At 51.2% G+C, this 18218-nt stretch carries 25 protein-coding genes; all 25 read left to right on the forward strand.

Translation table 11 applies throughout. The features are described 5' to 3' along the window. Nucleotides 1–326 precede the first annotated feature (326 nt). Nucleotides 327–677, forward strand: coding sequence for a phage holin, lambda family (locus AC0IXH_RS05085; protein WP_471720081.1), 351 nt, complete (start codon nucleotides 327–329; stop codon nucleotides 675–677). After that, a complete protein-coding gene (locus AC0IXH_RS05090) occupies nucleotides 664–1101 on the forward strand; it encodes a lysozyme (protein WP_471720082.1) in 438 nt (145 codons plus the stop codon). Before AC0IXH_RS05085 ends, AC0IXH_RS05090 begins: the two co-directional genes overlap by 14 nt. Further along, nucleotides 1098–1550, forward strand: coding sequence for an Rz lytic protein (locus AC0IXH_RS05095; RefSeq protein WP_471720083.1), 453 nt, complete (start codon nucleotides 1098–1100; stop codon nucleotides 1548–1550). Before AC0IXH_RS05090 ends, AC0IXH_RS05095 begins: the two co-directional genes overlap by 4 nt. Next, nucleotides 1447–1680, forward strand: coding sequence for an Rz1-like lysis system protein LysC (gene lysC, locus AC0IXH_RS05100; protein ID WP_471720084.1), 234 nt, complete (start codon nucleotides 1447–1449; stop codon nucleotides 1678–1680). Before AC0IXH_RS05095 ends, lysC begins: the two co-directional genes overlap by 104 nt. 81 nt (nucleotides 1681–1761) lie before the next feature. Continuing rightward, nucleotides 1762–2295, forward strand: coding sequence for a hypothetical protein (locus AC0IXH_RS05105; protein ID WP_471720085.1), 534 nt, complete (start codon nucleotides 1762–1764; stop codon nucleotides 2293–2295). A gap of 137 nt (nucleotides 2296–2432) precedes the next feature. Then, the gene (locus AC0IXH_RS05110) at nucleotides 2433–3890 is read left to right on the forward strand and encodes a glycosyltransferase family 2 protein (RefSeq protein WP_471720086.1); all 1458 of its coding nucleotides are present in this window, start codon (nucleotides 2433–2435) and stop codon (nucleotides 3888–3890) included. Continuing rightward, nucleotides 3872–4480, forward strand: a complete 609-nt coding sequence (locus AC0IXH_RS05115) for a hypothetical protein (RefSeq protein WP_471720087.1) — start codon at nucleotides 3872–3874, stop codon at nucleotides 4478–4480. Before AC0IXH_RS05110 ends, AC0IXH_RS05115 begins: the two co-directional genes overlap by 19 nt. Nucleotides 4481–4482: 2 nt before the next feature. Beyond that, the gene (locus tag AC0IXH_RS05120) at nucleotides 4483–4827 is read left to right on the forward strand and encodes an HNH endonuclease signature motif containing protein (RefSeq protein WP_471720088.1); all 345 of its coding nucleotides are present in this window, start codon (nucleotides 4483–4485) and stop codon (nucleotides 4825–4827) included. Then, nucleotides 4827–5027, forward strand: coding sequence for a hypothetical protein (locus AC0IXH_RS05125; protein ID WP_471720089.1), 201 nt, complete (start codon nucleotides 4827–4829; stop codon nucleotides 5025–5027). Before AC0IXH_RS05120 ends, AC0IXH_RS05125 begins: the two co-directional genes overlap by 1 nt. A 140-nt stretch (nucleotides 5028–5167) precedes the next feature. Then, complete coding sequence (locus tag AC0IXH_RS05130) at nucleotides 5168–5653, forward strand: terminase (protein WP_471720090.1); 486 nt, start codon at nucleotides 5168–5170, stop codon at nucleotides 5651–5653. 21 nt (nucleotides 5654–5674) lie between these two features. Next, entirely contained in the window at nucleotides 5675–7189 is a 1515-nt protein-coding gene (locus tag AC0IXH_RS05135; RefSeq protein WP_471721119.1) for a terminase large subunit, read from the forward strand. Next, a complete protein-coding gene (locus AC0IXH_RS05140) occupies nucleotides 7189–8460 on the forward strand; it encodes a phage portal protein (RefSeq protein ID WP_471720091.1) in 1272 nt (423 codons plus the stop codon). The genes AC0IXH_RS05135 and AC0IXH_RS05140 overlap by 1 nt, the downstream gene beginning before the upstream one ends. Before the next feature lie 17 nt (nucleotides 8461–8477). Continuing rightward, entirely contained in the window at nucleotides 8478–9158 is a 681-nt protein-coding gene (locus AC0IXH_RS05145) for an HK97 family phage prohead protease (protein ID WP_471720092.1), read from the forward strand. A gap of 1 nt (nucleotide 9159) precedes the next feature. Next, complete coding sequence (locus AC0IXH_RS05150) at nucleotides 9160–10317, forward strand: phage major capsid protein (protein ID WP_471720093.1); 1158 nt, start codon at nucleotides 9160–9162, stop codon at nucleotides 10315–10317. A 34-nt stretch (nucleotides 10318–10351) separates the two neighbouring features. After that, nucleotides 10352–10681 carry a head-tail connector protein gene (locus tag AC0IXH_RS05155; RefSeq protein WP_471720094.1) on the forward strand — a complete coding sequence of 110 codons (330 nt, stop codon included), beginning with the start codon at nucleotides 10352–10354 and terminating at the stop codon, nucleotides 10679–10681. Then, entirely contained in the window at nucleotides 10681–11022 is a 342-nt protein-coding gene (locus AC0IXH_RS05160; protein ID WP_471720095.1) for a phage head closure protein, read from the forward strand. Before AC0IXH_RS05155 ends, AC0IXH_RS05160 begins: the two co-directional genes overlap by 1 nt. Beyond that, on the forward strand, nucleotides 11019–11465 hold the full coding sequence (locus tag AC0IXH_RS05165) for an HK97-gp10 family putative phage morphogenesis protein (RefSeq protein ID WP_471720096.1): 447 nt from the start codon (nucleotides 11019–11021) through the stop codon (nucleotides 11463–11465). Before AC0IXH_RS05160 ends, AC0IXH_RS05165 begins: the two co-directional genes overlap by 4 nt. Then, nucleotides 11462–11809: a tail completion protein gp17 gene (gp17, locus tag AC0IXH_RS05170; protein ID WP_471720097.1), complete on the forward strand. Its 348-nt coding sequence runs from the start codon at nucleotides 11462–11464 to the stop codon at nucleotides 11807–11809. Before AC0IXH_RS05165 ends, gp17 begins: the two co-directional genes overlap by 4 nt. Before the next feature lie 54 nt (nucleotides 11810–11863). Then, nucleotides 11864–12334, forward strand: coding sequence for a phage tail tube protein (locus AC0IXH_RS05175; protein ID WP_471720098.1), 471 nt, complete (start codon nucleotides 11864–11866; stop codon nucleotides 12332–12334). Nucleotides 12335–12389: 55 nt separating this feature from the next. Then, entirely contained in the window at nucleotides 12390–12779 is a 390-nt protein-coding gene (locus AC0IXH_RS05180; RefSeq protein ID WP_471720099.1) for a phage tail assembly chaperone, read from the forward strand. 23 nt (nucleotides 12780–12802) lie between these two features. After that, nucleotides 12803–13066, forward strand: coding sequence for a phage tail assembly protein T (locus AC0IXH_RS05185; RefSeq protein WP_471720100.1), 264 nt, complete (start codon nucleotides 12803–12805; stop codon nucleotides 13064–13066). 34 nt (nucleotides 13067–13100) lie between these two features. After that, nucleotides 13101–16382 (forward strand): phage tail tape measure protein, encoded by a 3282-nt coding sequence (locus tag AC0IXH_RS05190; RefSeq protein ID WP_471720101.1) that lies wholly within the window; start codon nucleotides 13101–13103, stop codon nucleotides 16380–16382. After that, a complete protein-coding gene (locus AC0IXH_RS05195; RefSeq protein WP_471720102.1) occupies nucleotides 16383–16721 on the forward strand; it encodes a phage tail protein in 339 nt (112 codons plus the stop codon). Between the two features lie 9 nt (nucleotides 16722–16730). Continuing rightward, nucleotides 16731–17483: a phage minor tail protein L gene (locus AC0IXH_RS05200; protein WP_471720103.1), complete on the forward strand. Its 753-nt coding sequence runs from the start codon at nucleotides 16731–16733 to the stop codon at nucleotides 17481–17483. A 1-nt stretch (nucleotide 17484) separates the two neighbouring features. Next, complete coding sequence (locus AC0IXH_RS05205; RefSeq protein WP_471720104.1) at nucleotides 17485–18207, forward strand: C40 family peptidase; 723 nt, start codon at nucleotides 17485–17487, stop codon at nucleotides 18205–18207. Nucleotides 18208–18218 lie beyond the last annotated feature (11 nt).

The following is an 18218-nucleotide window of genomic DNA, read 5'->3' on the forward strand; positions in this document are numbered from 1 at the left end:
CTATTTAATCACATTTGTAAGCTGTTGATAAAGATCGTATTCAGGGATTTGTAAGGCATCTTAACTATTCAAAGGTTCACTCCGGTGGCCTTTTCACGTTTTAGCGTCGCCCGAATCAATCAAAACCTTTCCTGTGTGTAGTCGGGACGGCGCTTTTTAAATGCAAAAAATCCGCACAGTGGCGGACTTTCTCGGTTGACTACCCCAATGGCAAGGCGGTGCTTTCTATCTCGACAGATGAAAGTTTACCCGGACTTGTTCAGTTCACAATGTAACCAATTCCTAAATTGGACAAGTCCCCTTATTCGGGGGTGGAAATGAAACGAATGCCAGATAAAGATCCGGGCTACTGGGCGAGCCTGATAGCCTGGCTTTATGCTCACAGAAACGAATCAGGATATGCCGCTCTGGCTGGTGCAATGGCGCTGCTGAGGGCTTCATATTTCGGGAAAGACACCTGGCCGCGCCGACTGATGGACGCCGCTATGTGCAGCATCTTTGCCTTCTTCGTCAAACCAACTCTTCAGGTCATCATGTCTATCTTCGGATGGAAGATTGGTGACGACTTCGCCTGGGTGGCCGCAATCCTTATTGGTTTCATCGGAATCGACTACATCTCGTTCCGCTTCAGGAAACTGACAGATAAGAAATTTGGAGGGGCCGATGAAGCTCAGTGATTTTGGCGTTGCGTTTATCAAGCGTGAAGAGGGCGAGAAGCTAACTGCTTATGCTGATTCGGTAGGCGTCCTGACTATTGGTGTCGGTCACACTGGCGCGGTAGGTGGGAAGCCGATCACACGTGGCATGACGATCACTCAGAATCAGTCAACGGCCTTACTACTGATTGACCTTGCCTGGGTGGAATCATCCATCGGCAAATCGGTGAAAGTGCCACTGACCCAAAGCCAGTATGACGCGCTTTGCAGCTTCGTATTTAACGTGGGCAAGTCGGCCTTTGAAAACTCCACTTTGCTGAAGAAGCTGAATGCCGGTGATTACGATGGCGCTGCAGATCAGTTCTTGCAGTGGAAGAGAGCAGGCAACATCCCTGACCTGCTATTGCCACGCCGCAAGAGAGAAAGGGAGCTATTCAAAACATGAACATCATCGCCGGACTCAGAAATTACTCGCACATCATCGTTATTGGCCTCATCTGCGTGGCTCTGTGGGGGCTTAATGCCCGCAACTCTCAGCTGACAGCTACCAATGATCGACTTGAAAAGCTGGCTAACAGCAAAGACGACCAGATTAACGATCTCCGTTCAAAGAATGACGGTTTAGCGGACAGCGTTAAAGACCTGGTTGAATCTGTAAAGCAGCAGAACAGCGTCATGTCTCAGGTCACTGAGCAACGGGCAGTAACAGCACAGCAGAACAGGAAGCTTCAGAGTGAAATCAAACGTTATCTCGCGTCGGACAAGTGCGCTGCTGCTACTGTTCCCGCTGATGCTGCTGACCGGTTGCGCGACGCAGCAAAAACCGCAGGTGGAATACCGGACAATAAAGCAGCCGCAGCTCAACCTGCCAGCAGAACTGACAGGACCGATTGATGTGCCAGAGGTGCCAGAGAGCATGACGTTTGGCGACAGCGTGTCATTGAATGCTGAACTGTTCGGCCTGCTTGGTCAGTGCAACATTGACCGTACTGGGATCAGACTGATTGAGCTTGGAAGGAAATAGCTGGACTTAAACAATACATCAGAGAACAGTGCCGCCAGTAAGAAGATGCAGTAAACTAATCTCAAAAAAATTGAGGTTCAAATGGACGATAACTACATTGCTTATCAAACCTTGCTTGCCAATAGGGATGCTGCGGAATGGGCATTTTGGTCAATGATTGGATCTTTCATAGCCGGAGTTGCAACTATAGCAGCCGTTATCACCTCGCTTTATCTTGCTAAGACTAGACCAAAACCACTGATTAAAGGGGAGATAACCCTGTCTGCAATTAAGGGGAACTTTTGGAAGAAGGGGGTTGGAATTAGAATCGCTAATATTGGCCAGTATCCAGTTAACATTACGTCCATCATATGGCACTTTGCTGGAGATACTACCTTCATGCATGATTTTTCTCCTGAGTGTCACAATCTTCCAAGAAAGCTGGAGCATGGAGAATCAGCTTTTTTCTTCATTGAGAATGATGACGATATTACATGGGCAGCAGATGTAAAAAAATTTATCTTAGAGAATCATGGCGAAATAGATAAGCTTCGTCTTGAAGTTAATCTTGGGACAATGGATAGGTTTTTTATAAAGCCTGCCGAGGAAGTCACCAAGATAATTAAAAATGCATAACCGCCTTCAGGCGGTTGTTTAATTTGTGCTGAAAACTGCATTCACTGAGTTCACTTTCCAGCATAAAAAATGAATCATCGGTTGCCGGTCCCGGCATTGCCGAGGGTTGAATATATTTGATCAGCAGGAAATTCTGAATGAACGTGGTTATTGATGGCGTAGATTATGCTCCGGTAACAAGGCTGCGAGCCAATATGGGTATTGCGATCACGACTCATAACAGACATGACGTTCTTTCTAAAGCCTTGGAAAAACAATTACAGCATCTCCCCGCAGGTGCGCTGGTGGTTGTCATTGATGATGGCTCCTCTAAGCCGGTTACAGTGCCTGAATGTGTAACGCTTATTCGTTGTGACATATCACGCGGCATTGTGGCATCAAAGAACGCCAGCCTTGAGGTGCTGATTGATGCTGGGTGTGAGCATCTTTTCCTTTGGGATGATGATGCCTGGCCTGTTGCTGGTGGATGGGAACAACCTTACATCGAATCTCCTGAACCGCACCTAGCTTACCAGTTCCTTGATCTGGCTGGGCCGAAGAAACTTAACGATCTCGCCGTGCTTTACCGTGATGAAAAGCATATTGCTTACACCGGGCAGCGCGGCGTCATGCTCTATTACCACCGCTCAGCGATTGAGAAGGTTGGTGGCTTCGACCCTGTTTATGGTCGTGGAATGTATGAGCATTCAGACCTGGCGCTTCGCATCCACAATGCCGGGTTGACCAGCTGGGCATTCGCCGATGTAGCCGGTTCTGAAAAGCTGATCTATTCGCTGGATGAACATGAAGCTGTTGAGCGTTCAGTTCCTCGTCCGGACAGAGAGCAGCAGGTAAAGAACAACGTCCGAATTCACAATGAGCGCCGCGACACTGGCTATACCGGGTATGCAGAGTACCGCCAGCAAAAGAACCTGGTTATCACCTCTTTACTGACCAGCCAACCAGACCCGCAGCGCGGAACTAAGCTAACGCCATCTGCTGGCCTGCTGGGTAAGTGGTCCGCATCAATCAAAGGGGCAGATGCTGTTGTGCTGGTGGATGAACTGGAAACAGGACCCGTAGGTGCAACACTTCACCGCGTTCCTGAAGTGAAGATGAACGTTTATTTCAGGCGCTGGCTGCATATCTGGCAATACCTTCGAGATCACCCTGAATACCGTTTCGTCTGGTGTACCGATGGCACTGACGTTGAGATGTTACGTGAGCCCTGGAATGAGATGGAGCCTAGCCGACTGTATGTCGGTTCGGAGCCAAAAACATATTCCGATTTGTGGGCAATTTCAAACCATCCTGAGCAGTGTTACCAGAAGTTCATTGAAGCACATCAGCATGACCTGATGCTAAACGCTGGCTTGCTGGGTGGCTCACGTGAAGATGTGATGGCATACGCGCACGCGATTGTACGCATCTGGTACCGCACCGAGTCGAACCGGTTCTGGGGCAAAGAGAAGGGCAAGCCGTGCATTGGCGACATGATCGCTTTCGGCATAGTGGGTTATCAGCAGCGCGAAAAACTGTTGACTGGCCCTCGAGTTAACACGGTGTTCAAGACTAACGGAACAGGCAAGGAGTTTGCATGGTGGCAGCACAAATAAAGATTGTGGTTGTCGGCCACCATTCGCGCCGCGATATGGCCACTCGCCTGGCAGAATCAACAGGTGCTCACTTGCTGATTGATGAAGAGAACCATGGCGCAAACTGGAACCACCGCCGCGCTATTGAGTGGGCAGGTCAGCAGGATTGCCCGGTGCTGGTAATGGAGGATGATGCGGTACCTGTTGCTGGCTTCATTGATATTGCCAGTGAATGGATAACTCGCTTCCCTGAGCAACTCATAAGCTTTTATCTTGGCACCGGCAGACCGCCTCAGTATCAGCAGCAGATAGCATACTGCCTTATTGATGCAGACAAGCGGAAAGGTGACTACATCACAATGGACAGGCTGATTCATGGCGTCTGCTATAGCCCACCACAAAGCGGCATCAGCACAATCCTGAAGAACTGGAACCGGACAAAGGCAGCTGACTATGCTGTCGGTGACGCTCTGGGCCGCAAGGTTATCTATCCGTGTTACTCGCTGGTGGATCATGCCGATGGCGTGACTGTCGAGCGACACCCGGACAACGAGCCGAGGAACGAACGGCGCAGGGCATGGCGCTTAGCTGTCTTCCCAGTGTTGAGGTAATCATGGAAAAGAAAGAGCCACGCATTTACGGCAGCCGATGGGATAAAGCCCGACTGTCATTCCTTCAAGAGCATCCACTCTGCAGCATGTGTGAAGATCAACACCGCATAGCGGCCGCATCAGTCGTTGACCACATCGAACCACATAAGCTGAAGGACGCCATTAAGTCAGGCAATCAGCAGGCGATCGCCAAAGCGCAAAAGCTGTTCTGGGATAAGAAGAACTGGCAGCCACTGTGTAAGGCACACCACGACTCAACAAAGCAACGCATGGAGAAGAGCGGCACAATGATTGGCTGTGATGCCAATGGCTATCCGCTCGACCCTGCATCGCACTGGAGTAAGTAATGACAGCAGACCAACAAACCTTACTGATGTTCAAAGGATTGATTGCCTCGTTGCCTGATGAAAGTCAGGTGAAGGTGAGAGAGGCTGAGAATCGCTTGCGTGAAGTGCTGGCTGACTATCCAGCCGGTGAGGCGATGGTAGCCTTCGGCCTGATTGGAGCAGAGGCTCAGATGGATGAAATGGAAATGATTACAAAGTGAAATGATTGCATTTGTAATGATATCCATTCGCATTTGGGCTAGGGGGGAGGGTAAATCTTCAAACCCTTTACCCCAAATGACCGCCGCCAAAGTTTTATTTTAACGCTAACCCGATTTTTTCCGTTTTAAGGTGTTGACACATGGCAGATAAAAGAACTCGTTCTGACAGTTCAACTGCTGCAATTCAGGCTATGCAAAATGCGAATGTGGATACCCTTCAGCCACCGGAGCATGCGGGTCTGGAGAAAAAAGCCGAACCATTCTGGCACGACAACATCAGATCGAAAGCTCTGGACAGTTGGACGCCAGCCGACCTGCTTGCAGCTGCTGAACTGGCAAATAATCAGCTCTATATCACCGTTCTCCGCAAAGATTTGCGCAAAGAAGAGAGAGTGCGTGGTGATGCGAGGAATGAGGCGCTGATTAAAGACCTCCGTAAGCAGATTCTGGAGTTGCAGCGAACCATTCTTGCCCAGCGACGTGACTTGCAAATCCATTCCCATGCTACCAACGGTGAAAGTCGCGATCAGAAGAAGCGCAATCAGAATGACCAGAACGCTAGAGCGACGGCCGAGAAGCATACAGGCAGCAAACGCAATCTGATCGCATTTCCGAAGCAGGGATAAATACCCATGAATGAAGATGAGCTGACGCGAGGTGAGCTCGTTATCGCGTTCATTGAGGAATACTGTGTTGTGCCGGAAGGCAAGCTGGTAGGGCAACCCATGAGTCTTGATACATTCCAGAAAAAATTCATTCTGGATACCTACGACAACCCAGTCGGCACCGATATGGCGATCCTCAGTATCGCCCGCAAGAACGGAAAGACAGGCCTTATTGCCGGAATTATGCTGGCACACCTTGTTGGCCCCGAAGCAGTGCAAAACTCCCAAATCGTTAGCGGTGCGCTTAGCCGTGAGCAGGCATCAATTGTTTTTGAACTGGCTGTGAAGATGGTGAACTTGAGCCCTGAGCTTAAGGAAATCGTGCACATCACCCCCAGTGGTAAAAAGCTGATCGGCCTGCCATGCAATGTTATTTACCGGGCGCTTTCTGCTGAGGGGAAAACAACACATGGCCTGTCACCAATTCTGGCGATCCTGGATGAAACCGGGCAGGTTCGTGGCTCCCAGGATGATTTCATTGATGCGATTACAACCGCTCAGGGTGCGCATGAAAATCCTTTGCTGATAGTCATCAGCACGCAAGCAGCAAATGACGCCGACCTGTTGAGCATCTGGATTGACGATGCCCGGAAATCGAAAGACCCTCACATCGTTTGTCATGTGTACGAAGCGCCGAAAGAGGCAGATATCAGTAAGCGTGAAACGTGGCTTGCTGCTAATCCGGCACTTGGCACGTTCCGGTCTGAAAAGGACATGGCCCGCCAAGCGGAAAAGGCTGGGCGCATGCCAAGCTTTGAAAACACATATCGCAACTTAAACCTCAATCAGCGAGTTTCTACAGTGTCTCCGTTTATTTCCCGCAGCGTGTGGGAGTCATGCGGAGCAGAACCGACCAATACGCCGCGCAAGTGGTTTGCTGGTCTGGATCTGTCTGCTCGCAATGACTTAACCGCTCTGGTGATCGCTGGTGAGGCCGAAGACGGCATCTGGGATGTTTTCCCGTACTTCTGGACGCCAGGTAAAACAGTTGCGGAAAGGGCAAAAACAGACAGGGCGCCATATGACGTTTGGGTAAAGCAGGGGTTACTAAAAACCACTCCAGGCGCATCAGTCGATTATGAGTTTGTGGTTAAAGATATTGCTGAAATCCTCAGTGAATTTGACATCTCTTCGATGGCGTTTGACCGCTGGCGCATAGAGCAATTCAAGAAGGATGCGGAGTCAATTGGATTGACGCTCCCGCTGGTGGAGTTTGGCCAGGGCTTCAAAGATATGGGCCCGGCGGTTGATACGCTTGAGTCACTTATGCTCAACGGCCGTCTGCGACATGGAATGCATCCTGTATTGACGATGTGCGCCGGTAATGCCGTGGTTGTTAAAGACGCGGCCGGCAACCGCAAGCTGGATAAATCCAAAGCCACAGGCCGCATAGACGGCATGGTTGCCCTCACGATGTCTGTGGGCGCAGCTAATGGGGAGGTCACTGAAAAAGGTGGTGACTTTGACGACTTCATATTTCAACCACTGAGCATGTGATGGAAGAACCTAAATACAGCATTGATCTCCGAACGAACACCGGTTGGTGGGCTCGGGCGCAATCGTGGTTTGTCGGTGGCCGCCTGATTACCCCAGAGAAAGGTTCCCAGATGGGGCCAACGTCAGCCAGCGGGCACCTTGGCGACTCAGTTATCAGTGATGAGCGCATTCTTCAGATATCCACCGTCTGGCGATGCGTAAGCCTGATCTCTACGCTGACCTCAACCCTGCCACTGGATGTTTTTGAAACAGATAAGGAAAACAACCGGAGTAAGGTGGGGATGAATAACCCTCTCGCCCGGTTACTGCAATATTCGCCAAATCAGTACATGACGGCTCAGGAATTTCGTGAAGCCATGACCATGCAGCTTTGCTTCTACGGGAATGCTTATGCCCTAATCGAAAGAAATTCGGTTGGCGATGTGGTCAGCATGATCCCGTTAATGTCCGCAAATATGGATGTTCGACTGGAAGGTAAAAAGCTGGTTTACCGTTATCAGCGTGATACCGAATATGCCAATTTTGCCCATAAAGATATTTTCCATCTGAAAGGGTTTGGCTTCAACGGGCTGGTGGGGCTTTCACCCATTGCCCACGCCTGCAAGTCAGCTGGTGTAGCTGTGGCAATGGAAGACCAGCAACGTGACTTCTTTGCAAACGGTGCCAAATCTCCGCAGTTGCTAAAAACTGACAAGGTGCTGACGCAAGAGCAACGCACCCAGATTGAAGCCAACTTCAAAGAAATTGCTGGTGGTCCGGTGAAAAAGCGCCTCTGGATACTCGAGGCAGCTTTTGACTCAACCGCGATCGGCGTTACACCTCAGGATGCTGAAATGATGGCGTCGAGAAAGTTTCAGGTCAGTGAGCTGGCCCGATTCTTCGGCGTTCCTCCCCATCTGGTGGGTGACGTTGAGAAGTCGACGAGCTGGGGCACCGGCATTGAGCAGCAAAATCTTGGTTTCCTGCAATACACCCTACAGCCGTTTATCTCCCGCTGGGAAAATTGCATTCAGCGCTGGTTACTGCAGCCCGCGCAGGTTGGTAAATATCACGCAGAGCATAACCTCGACGGACTTCTGAGGGGGGATTCGGCCTCCCGCGCCGCATTCATGAAATCAATGGGTGAGGCTGGCCTTCGCACCATCAATGAGATGCGAAGACTGGATAATCAGCCACCTCTACCTGGTGGGGATGTGGCTTTCCGACAAGCGCAGTACATACCTATCACCCAACTGGGTAACAACAATGAGCCTCGCGAAAGCGGGGCTTAGTTTTTATGGGGGCACCAATGCCAGAAATTAATAAAACACTGTCCTTCGACCAGACCGAAATCAAGTTCACGGGTGACGGGAAACAGGGGATTTTCGAAGGCTATGCATCTGTCTTTAATAACACCGACTCTGACGGCGACATCATCCTTCCGGGGGCATTCAAAAATGCCCTGACAAATCAGTCCCGCAAGGTGGCGATGTTCTTCAACCATAAAACGTGGGAAATCCCGGTAGGGAAATGGGAGGCGCTGGAAGAGGACAGCAAAGGGCTGTTGGTCCGGGGCCAGTTAACGCCGGGACACAGTGGTGCGTCCGATTTGAAAGCGGCTATGCAGCACGGCACGGTGGAAGGAATGTCCGTTGGGTTCTCGGTGAGTAAAGACGATTACACAATCATTCCATCCGGCCGCATTTTCAAGAACATCGCGGCTCTGCGTGAAATCAGCGTTTGTACCTTCCCGGCCAATGAGCTTGCTGGTGTTTCAGCAATGAAAAGTGCTGAGGGTATCGAATCTATTCGTGACATTGAGAACTGGCTGAGGGATTCAGTCGGCTTTTCCAAGTCACAGGCAGTGGGCATGGTTGCCCGGTTTAAGTCAGCAATTCGGAGCGAGTCCGAGGGCGGCGAAAACGAAGTTCAAATTACGGCTCTGTTAGAGAGCATTAAGTCTTTCCCCGCTAATTTAGGAATTAAATAACATGTCAGAACTTGCACAAATTCAGAAAGCCCTCGAAGACTCGCAGAAAACAATGCAGCAGCTCTTTGACGCGCAGAAAAAAGAGATCGAATCCACCGGTGTGATCTCCAAGCAGCTCCAGGAAGACCTGGCGAAAGTGAATGAAGAGATGCAGAAGTCAGGCTCTCGTCTGTTCGATCTCGAGCAAAAACTCTCTGCCGGTGCTGAAGACCCATCCCAGAAAAAGTCATTCTCTGAGCGTGCAGCTGAAGAACTGACCAAATCCTGGAACGGCAGCAAAGGTAGCTTCGATGCTAAAACCTTCAATAAATCGCTCGGCAGCGATGCAGCCTCAGCCGGTTCACTGATCCAGCCAATGCAGGTGCCGGGTATTATCGCTCCCGGCCTACGTCGTCTGACCATCCGTGATCTGCTGGCGCAGGGCCGCATCTCCAGTAATTCACTGGAATATGTCCGTGAAGAGCTGTTCACCAACAACGCGGCATCTGTGGCGGAAAAGGCGCTGAAGCCTGAGTCAGATATCACCTTCAGCAAGCAGACTGCCAACGTTAAGACCGTGGCACACTGGATTCAGGCATCTCGCCAGGTCATGGACGATGCGCCAATGCTCCAGTCCTACGTAAATAACCGCCTGATGTACGGTCTTGCTCTTGCTGAAGAGCGTCAGTTGCTGAACGGCGATGGTACTGGCGACGATTTGGAAGGTCTGAACCACGTGGCTACGGACTATGATGCTGCCCTGAACGCCACGGGTGATACGCGTGCAGATATCATCGCGCACGCTGTATTTCAGGTGACTGAGTCTGAGTTCAGCGCATCGGGCATCATCCTGAACCCGCGTGACTGGCACAGTATTGCACTGCTGAAAGACGGCGAAGGGCGCTACATCTTTGGTGGCCCACAGGCCTTTGCATCTAACGTGATGTGGGGACTGCCTGTAGTACCAACCAAAGCGCAGGCAGCTGGTACGTTTACGGTGGGTGGTTTTGACCTGGCTTCGCAGGTCTGGGATCGCATGGACGCCACGATTGAGGTGAGCCGCGAAGACCGCGACAACTTCGTGAAAAACATGCTGACCATTCTGTGTGAAGAGCGCCTGGCGCTGGCGCATTACCGGCCAACGGCAATCATCAAAGGCACCTTCGAGTCAGGTTCCTGATGAGGCGGGGCGGGGAAACCTGCCCCGATTTACTATGGCGATTGATGTGACAACCGTAGTGCCGATTGAGGAACTTCGCCAGCACATAGAATTTGATGCGACCGATCGTGACGCTGTGATTAAACGTTACGCTCAGGCAGCACTGGATTATTGCCTGATGTGGTGCGATGAACCGCGATGGAAAACAGCCAGCGACATCCCGTCCCCGGTGGTTTCTGCAATGCTTCTCGTTTTTGGTGACCTGTTTGAACACAGAACAAGTCAGACAGAAGTTCAACTCTATTCGAATAAAGCCGCCGAAAATCTGATGTTCAATCACCGGAACTGGCGCGGTACTGTCGATGAAGCTGAGGAAACATCCTGATGGAGCCTGGACGATTCAGACACAGAGTGACGCTGGAGAACTTTACCACCATAAAGCTTCCGTCAGGCCAGCCTAAAGACGAGTGGTTTAAAGTGGACTCGGGCATACCTGCTGAGGTTAAAGCAGTCAGCGGGCGTGAGTTGATGACATCTGGATCTGAAAAAGCAGAGGCAACTGTCAGAATCTGGATGCGATACCGGAGCGATGTCACTGCAGCCTCACGCTTCCTTTGTGAGTCTGGACCTTTCAAAGGCCTTGTCCTTGAAGTCTCGGGGACACCGATGCCAGACGCCCGATTATCGCGCCTTGAAATTCTCTGTAAGCAGGGAGTTAAATTGTGATCGATACAAAAATCGACTTTTCAGGGCTAATGGACCTTTCTGAAGACCTCAACGCCCTGAGCAAGGCAGAAAACCGAAAGGTTTTGCGTGATGCAACCCGCGCCGCAGCAACAATTTTCAAAGATGAGGCAGTAAAAAGGGCACCGGTCCTTACTGGCAAATTGAAAAGGAATATTGTTGTGATGACTCAGCGGGACAGGAACGGTGATATCTCATCCGGTGTTCATATTCGTGGGAGAAACCCCCGGACCGGCAACAGCGACAACAAAATGAAAGCCAGTAACCGTAACAACGCTTTTTACTGGCGTTTCGTCGAAATGGGCACATCAGAGATGCCGGCTATTCCGTTTATTCGTCCAGCATATGATGCTCGACAGGAAGAGGCGGCTAAAGCGGCGTTTGCGAGAGCAAATCTGGCAATTGATGAGGCGCTTTCAAAATGACCGAAGCGGATATTTATTCCCTGATTGGTAATTTATGTGACGGGCAGGTTTATCCGTACGTTGCACCACTGAATGCCGAAGGTGAGCCTGCTGTATCGCCACCATGGATAATCTTCACGATCGTCAGCGAGGTATTTGGAGATACGTTTTGTGGACCAGCGGAAGAGAATGATGCTTTGCAGGTAGATGTTTATGCCACATCAACCGATGAAGCGCGAACCATTCGCAAGCAGGCGCAGGAAGCGCTTAGCCCGCTGCAATTCACACAGCTGAACCGGTCAAATGGTTATGAGTCCGATACCGGGCTTTACCGCGCCACAATGGAAATCCAGAGCCAGCAATAAACCCAATCCTAACAATCACCGCCTGATGGCGGTTTTTTTATGCCCGGAGATCATATGTCGAGTAAATATGAAGTAACCAAGGGGATGACTATTGCCGTCTCCGATGCGCCAGTAACATCTGATGAATTCACGGCACCAGGCTTCCCTGATTCCGGCGTTGCCTGGCTTGAGGCTGCCTGCGCAACCAAAGAGATCACCTTCACCGGCGGTCAGAAAGGCGACATCGATGTCACCACACTTTGCTCCACCGAGCAGGAACAGACTAACGGTCTGGCGGCACCTGCTGAAATGAGCATCAGCCGTAACTGGGTGGGTGATGAAGAGGCACAGGAAGCATTGCAGACTGCCTATGACAATGACGAGCTTCGTGCCTTGCGCGTTAAGTTTGCATCAGGCAATGGCTTCTATGTCCTGGTTGAAGTCCGTCAAAGCTCATGGTCTGCTGCGACATCTTCTGTGGTTGGTGCGACTTATTCGCTCCGTGTTCGCGGTAAGCCGATCCGGATTCGCGAAACCACCTCTTAAGCGGCCCAGGCCGCTTTTTAAATGCCTTAATTTCCTTCCACTTGAGAACAAAACAATGACTAAAGCAGCATCATTGCGTGATCTGGCTCTGGCTCCTCAGGGTGCTTACCGAACTAAAACTGTGGCAGTGCCTGAGTGGGGCGATGTCAAAGTTACCCTTCGTGAACCTTCTGGCGAAGCCTGGGTTGATTTCCGCGCGCTCATTTCCCCTGAGCTACCGGAAGGCGAAGAAGCGCCAAAGTTATCGGCCACTGAGACGTTTATCCGAAACCGTGATGCCGATGTGATCCTCTTCATTGATGTCCTGCTGGATGACGCTGGCAATTCCGTTTTCTCTCAGGAAGACAAAAAGCTTGTGTCAGAAATCTACGGGCCGGTGCATGCCCGCCTGCTTCAGCAGGCATTAAGTCTTGGACTGACTCAGGAAGCCGCTGAAGCAAAGTAAAAGAGCCGCTGACCTTCTTTCTGATGTCTCTTGCGCTCCGTCTGGGGCGCACTGTTCATGAACTCCGACAAAGCCTGACCGCCAGTGAATTAAAACTGTGGATTGCCTATGACCGGCTGAGCCCTATTGGAGACTGGCGGGGTGATGTTCAGTCTGCTCAGGTGGCGACTGCCGTGCTCAATTCGCAGGGCGGGAAGTTTTCTCTCGATGACACGCTTCTCAAGTGGGGCCAGTCAGAAGAAAAAGAAGAAATTAGCGGCCTGGAAGAGTGGATTTCCGGACTTTGATACCCGCGCAGGCGGGGGTGTATATGGGTGAAATATGGCAACGCTGCGCGAACTTATTATCAAAATATCGGCAAACTCGAGCTCGTTTCAGTCTGAGATTGCCCGCGCCTCCCGTATGGGGGCCGATTATTACAAAACCATGGAGCAGGGCGGTAAGAAGGCTGCAGCGGCCACACGGGAAACACAGCGCTCTCTGGGTGAGTTGAACAGCCAGCTGGCTACCGTCAAATCATCAGCAGCTGGCCTTGCCGGTGCATGGGCAGGTGCATTTGCAACGCATCAGCTTATTGAGTTTGCTGACACCTGGAACCAGATGAATGGCCGCCTGAAACTGGCGTCCTCTTCCACTGACGATTACACCGCTTCACAGCGCGTACTGATGGAGATCAGCCAGCGCACCGGCACGTCTCTTCAGGCGAACACAAATCTCTACAGCCGAATTGCGCAATCGATGCGATCTGCTGGCTTTGCATCTGCAGACGTTGCGAAGGTCACTGAGACGGTCGCTACATCACTTAAGCTGTCTGGTGCCAGCACAGAAGAGGCCAGTTCGGTAATCACGCAGTTAAGTCAGGCTCTCGCTTCGGGTGTTCTTCGTGGTGAGGAATTCAACTCCATCATGGAAAATGGTGGCAGGTTAGTTAAGTTGCTGGCTGACGGATTGGGTACGACCGTTGGCGGGTTGCGTAACATGGCTAATAACGGCCAGCTGACCACCGATAAGATTGTTCCACTGCTGACGAATGTGCAGGTTCTGCGCAAAGAGTTTGAGACACTGCCGGCATCTATTAGTGGATCTGCGCAGAAGGTGCAAAATGCTTTCCTTGCCTGGGTAGGTGGGGCCAATGATGCTGTTGGTGCCTCTTCAAGCCTGTCCGGCGTTCTCGATGGCCTCGCAAAAAATATTGATACCGTAGCAAACGTTACGGGCGTTCTGGTTGGGCTGGGGATTGCCCGGTACTTTGGCAATATGGTCGGTAGCGTAGCCAGTTCGACCACTGCGATCATCTCTAACACGGCTGCAGAAGTTGCTCTGGCGCAGGCTCAAGTTCGTGGTGCCCAGGTTAGCGTGGCCGCAGGCCGTGAAGCCGTATATCGTGCCCAACAGGCTAAGGCAGCAGCCACCTCCATCGAAGCCCAAATCATTGCTGAGCGTAAACTTTCAGCAGCGCAGGCCTCACTGAATAACGCCATTAGCGGCCGCTCTGCTGCAATGACTAACCTCACGTCAACCGCTTCCGCAATGTCACGGATTGGTAGCGGGGTGTTGGGGCTCTTGGGCGGCTGGCCGGGTGTGATCATTGCTTCCGGTGTGGCGATGTATGGCCTTTACCAGAATACTCAGCAGGCACATAAAGAGGCCGTTAGTTTTGCCAGCAACCTCGATGAGATTAACGGCAAGCTTCAGACGATGTCTGTTCTGGGGCTCAAATCAACAGCGGCCGACGCCCGCTCATCTCTGGACGCCCAGAAGAAAGACCTGGCCGATCTGGATACTCAGATCGCTAAGGTGCAGGACAGCCTGAAAGGGCTGGACCAGATTCAGAAGGACTATGACGCTCACCCAACGTTGACGCGCATTAATACCTTTATGAATCAGGCGGACATAACCGCCAAAAACATCGATTTAACGGACCAGCTGAACAAACTGGAGTATCAACGTGAGCAGGCTGCTTCAAAAGTCGCAGATACTCAGAAGCTCGTAAATGATGCCAGTGATTTAGCCACCAAAAAGGCCGTAGAGCAGGCTGGAGCCGTTTCAATCCTGAAGGGTGCCTATGACCTTCTGAACCGGTCAATGACGGCTACGGCTGGCGCTACGCCTCCACAATATGCTGGTCCTGTCGTGTCAACTGCGAAAGCCACTCCTCAGCAATCAACCGCTGTGGAAAAGTCTCGCCGTGAAAACGAAATGGCGAGCATGACCGGCCTTCAAAAGCTCCATCAGCAACACGTTTATGAAGCAGAAGACCTCAAGCTAAGCGGCGCTCTGTATACCACCTACATTTATAACAAAGACCAGGCTGCGAAAAAGGATGCGGCTGCAGCTCAGGCCAAAAAGGATGGCACCTCCGCTACCAACGCTCTGAACAAATCGGAGAGAGAGGCGGCGGCCACCGCTGAGCAATACAGCAGGAAAATGGCGGATCTGAGCGTAGCCATTGAGGTGCAGAAGGTACGAGCTACCGAAGGCGAAAAAGCATCAGAGCTTTATGCAGCATCGCATCAGGCGGGAACGAAGTGGACCGACGAGCAGCGCAAGGCAATCAGGGCATCCTCTGAAGAGCTGGCGAAGTGGAATCAGAAAGCCGATGAGAACGTCAGAAAGCAGCGTGAGCAGACTGATGCCCTCAAGGACCTGACTGATGCTGCCCGCAAATATCGCGATGAGGCAACGCTGACCACGGCCACATCCGGGATGAGCGATCGCCAACGGTCACGCTTTGACGACCAGCAGCAGGTTGAGCGCGTATTTGATAAGACGGATAAGGGCTCAGCCGCAGTAGCGCAGAGACAGGAGGCCCTGGATGCACTGGATAAAAAGTATCAGGCTATTTCTGCATCAGAAGCTGACTGGATGTCAGGCGTGTCGCGTGGTTATAACAGCTGGCTTGAGAACTTAAACAATGTCTCAGGGAGTGTTTCACAGGGCGTACAGACGACATTAGACCGCGCATTTTCAAACATGGCCACAATGCTCGTCAGTAGTAAAGCTGACTGGAAATCTTGGGGCATCTCAACGCTGGAGATGATTTCGAAAGTAGCTCTTCAGATGGCGCTGGTTAATACGATCGGAAGTAGCACATCAACGCTTAGCACCGTCTTAGGTGCGGCTGTCAGTGTTGGTGGTGCCGCTGCTGGCGGCGCTTCCTCAGCGAGTACAAACAACTCCTTCTCAAGTGGCTCATACAGCGGATTAGCGCTGAATGCCAAAGGGGGTGTTTACGATTCTTCTGATCTAAGTTCTTACAGCAATAGCGTTGTCCATAGCCCTACCCGGTTTGCCTTTGCTAAGGGGGCTGGTTTGATGGGTGAGGCTGGCCCGGAAGCGATTATGCCTCTTACCAGAGCAGCGGATGGTTCATTAGGCGTCAGGTCAGTATCGGATGGGGCATCGACTATGTCTGGCAGCGGTGTCGCTCCTCAGGTTTATATCCAGATTGATGGCAGTGGCAACTCTAATACTCAGTCGAGTTCAGGATACGAACAGTTTGGAAGTGAGATAGGTCGGATGGTTGAGCAGAAGTACCTTGAGATGAGGAACAAAGACCTCAGGCCCGGCGGGGCGTTCTATAAAACGATGAAGGGAAGATAAATGGCAATAGAAACCTTTTCATGGTGCCCACGAATTAATGCTGAAGGTGAGGTTAATTACAGGACCAGAACCGGGCAGCAGGGTGATGGTTACGAGCAGGTAGTCGGTGATGGTATCAACACGAAACTGATGAGTTTTGATCTTTCATTTGTGGGTGATGAGGCTTATATATCGGCGATCGCCACCTTCCTCGACCTACATGCCGGCACTAAATCTTTCCAGTGGAAGCCGCCTCTCTATCCTCTCGGGCTCTACAGATGCGCCGGTCATAAGCCAGTTGCATTAGGTGGGGGGAAATACTCACTCACCGCCACATTCAAACAGTCGTTCAGCGTGTAAGGAATTGATATGGGCATTAATGCCGACCTGCAGAAGCTTCAGCCAGGAAGCAAAATCAGGTTGTATGAAGTGGACGGGATTAAATTTGGTCTTGATGTCCTTAGATTCCACAATGAGGGCATAGCCTTTACAGAAGCCGAACTGAGGGCTGCCAATGGTGATGAGTCAAAATTACCGGAGAAAGCAATCTGGTGGCAGGGAGCAAAATATACCCCATGGGGGGTCGCAATTGAAGGCCTTGAGGTTTCCAGCGAAGGTGCATCTGCTCAACCTAAGCTGACAGTATCAAACACAGACGGGTCGATCTCCGCGCTGTGTAATTTTTATAAGGATATGCGACAGGCAAAGGTAACGGTGCATGACACCTTTGTGCATTACCTTGATGCTAAAAACTTCCCCGGTGGTAACCCTACCGCTGACCCCGATGAAGAGAAAAAGCATGTCTATTTTATTGACCGCAAGTCGAACGAAGACGATGAAGCCGTTGAGTTTGAGCTTGCCAGCCCGGCAGATTTACGTGGGGTAAAAATACCCACTCGCCAAATTCACTCTATGTGTACGTGGTGTTCGCGTGGTTGGTACCGGACAGGGAAAGGCTGCGACTATGCAGGGACAAACTATTTTGATGAGCGCGGTAATCAGGTAGACGATCCGAGCCGGGATAAATGCGGGGGTCTGGTCAGCGACTGTAAAAAACGGTTTGGCGAGAACGAAGAGCTTTCCTTCGGTGGCTTCCCAGGCTCATCACTTATCAGGGGGTAACATGCGGCAGAAAACGATTAAAGATATTCTGGCTCATGCCGAGGCTGAGTACCCGAAAGAATGTTGCGGTGTAGTTGCTCAGAAGTCTCGCGTAGAGAAATACTTTCCCTGCCTTAATATCGCTGATAACGCGACCGAGCAGTTCAAAATGGACCCAGAAGGATATGCAGCAGCGGAGGATTGGGGGACAGTCACCGCGATTGTTCACAGCCATCCTGATGCGACTACTCAGCCCAGTGAGCTGGATAAAGCTCAGTGTGACATGCTTGAGATTCCATGGCATATCGTGAGCTGGCCGGAGGGTGATTTAAGAACCATTCAGCCAAGAGGTGAGGTTCCCCTTATAGGGCGTCAGTTCGTGCTTGGTCATACTGACTGCTGGGGGCTGGTAATGAGCTATTTCCGGCAGACGCATGGTATCGAACTTATAGATTACAGAGTCGATTACCCGTGGTGGGAAAGTGGCAGTGAAAATTTCTATCAGGATAACTGGTTTGAGTGTGGCTTCAGAGAATTCGACGGTCCACCTGAGCCGGGTGACATGGTGATGATGCAGATATCCGCTAATTGCTGGAATCATGCCGGGATCATACTGGAGGGAAACATGTTACTTCATCATCTATACGGCAAGCTCAGTAACAGAGAGCCATATGGTGGGTGGTGGAGAGACCGGACAATGAAAATCGTGCGGCATAAAGATTTAATTTCAGCTCAGAACCTGTAACATCACCTTAC

This window comes from Erwinia sp. AC075 (assembly GCF_979253995.1).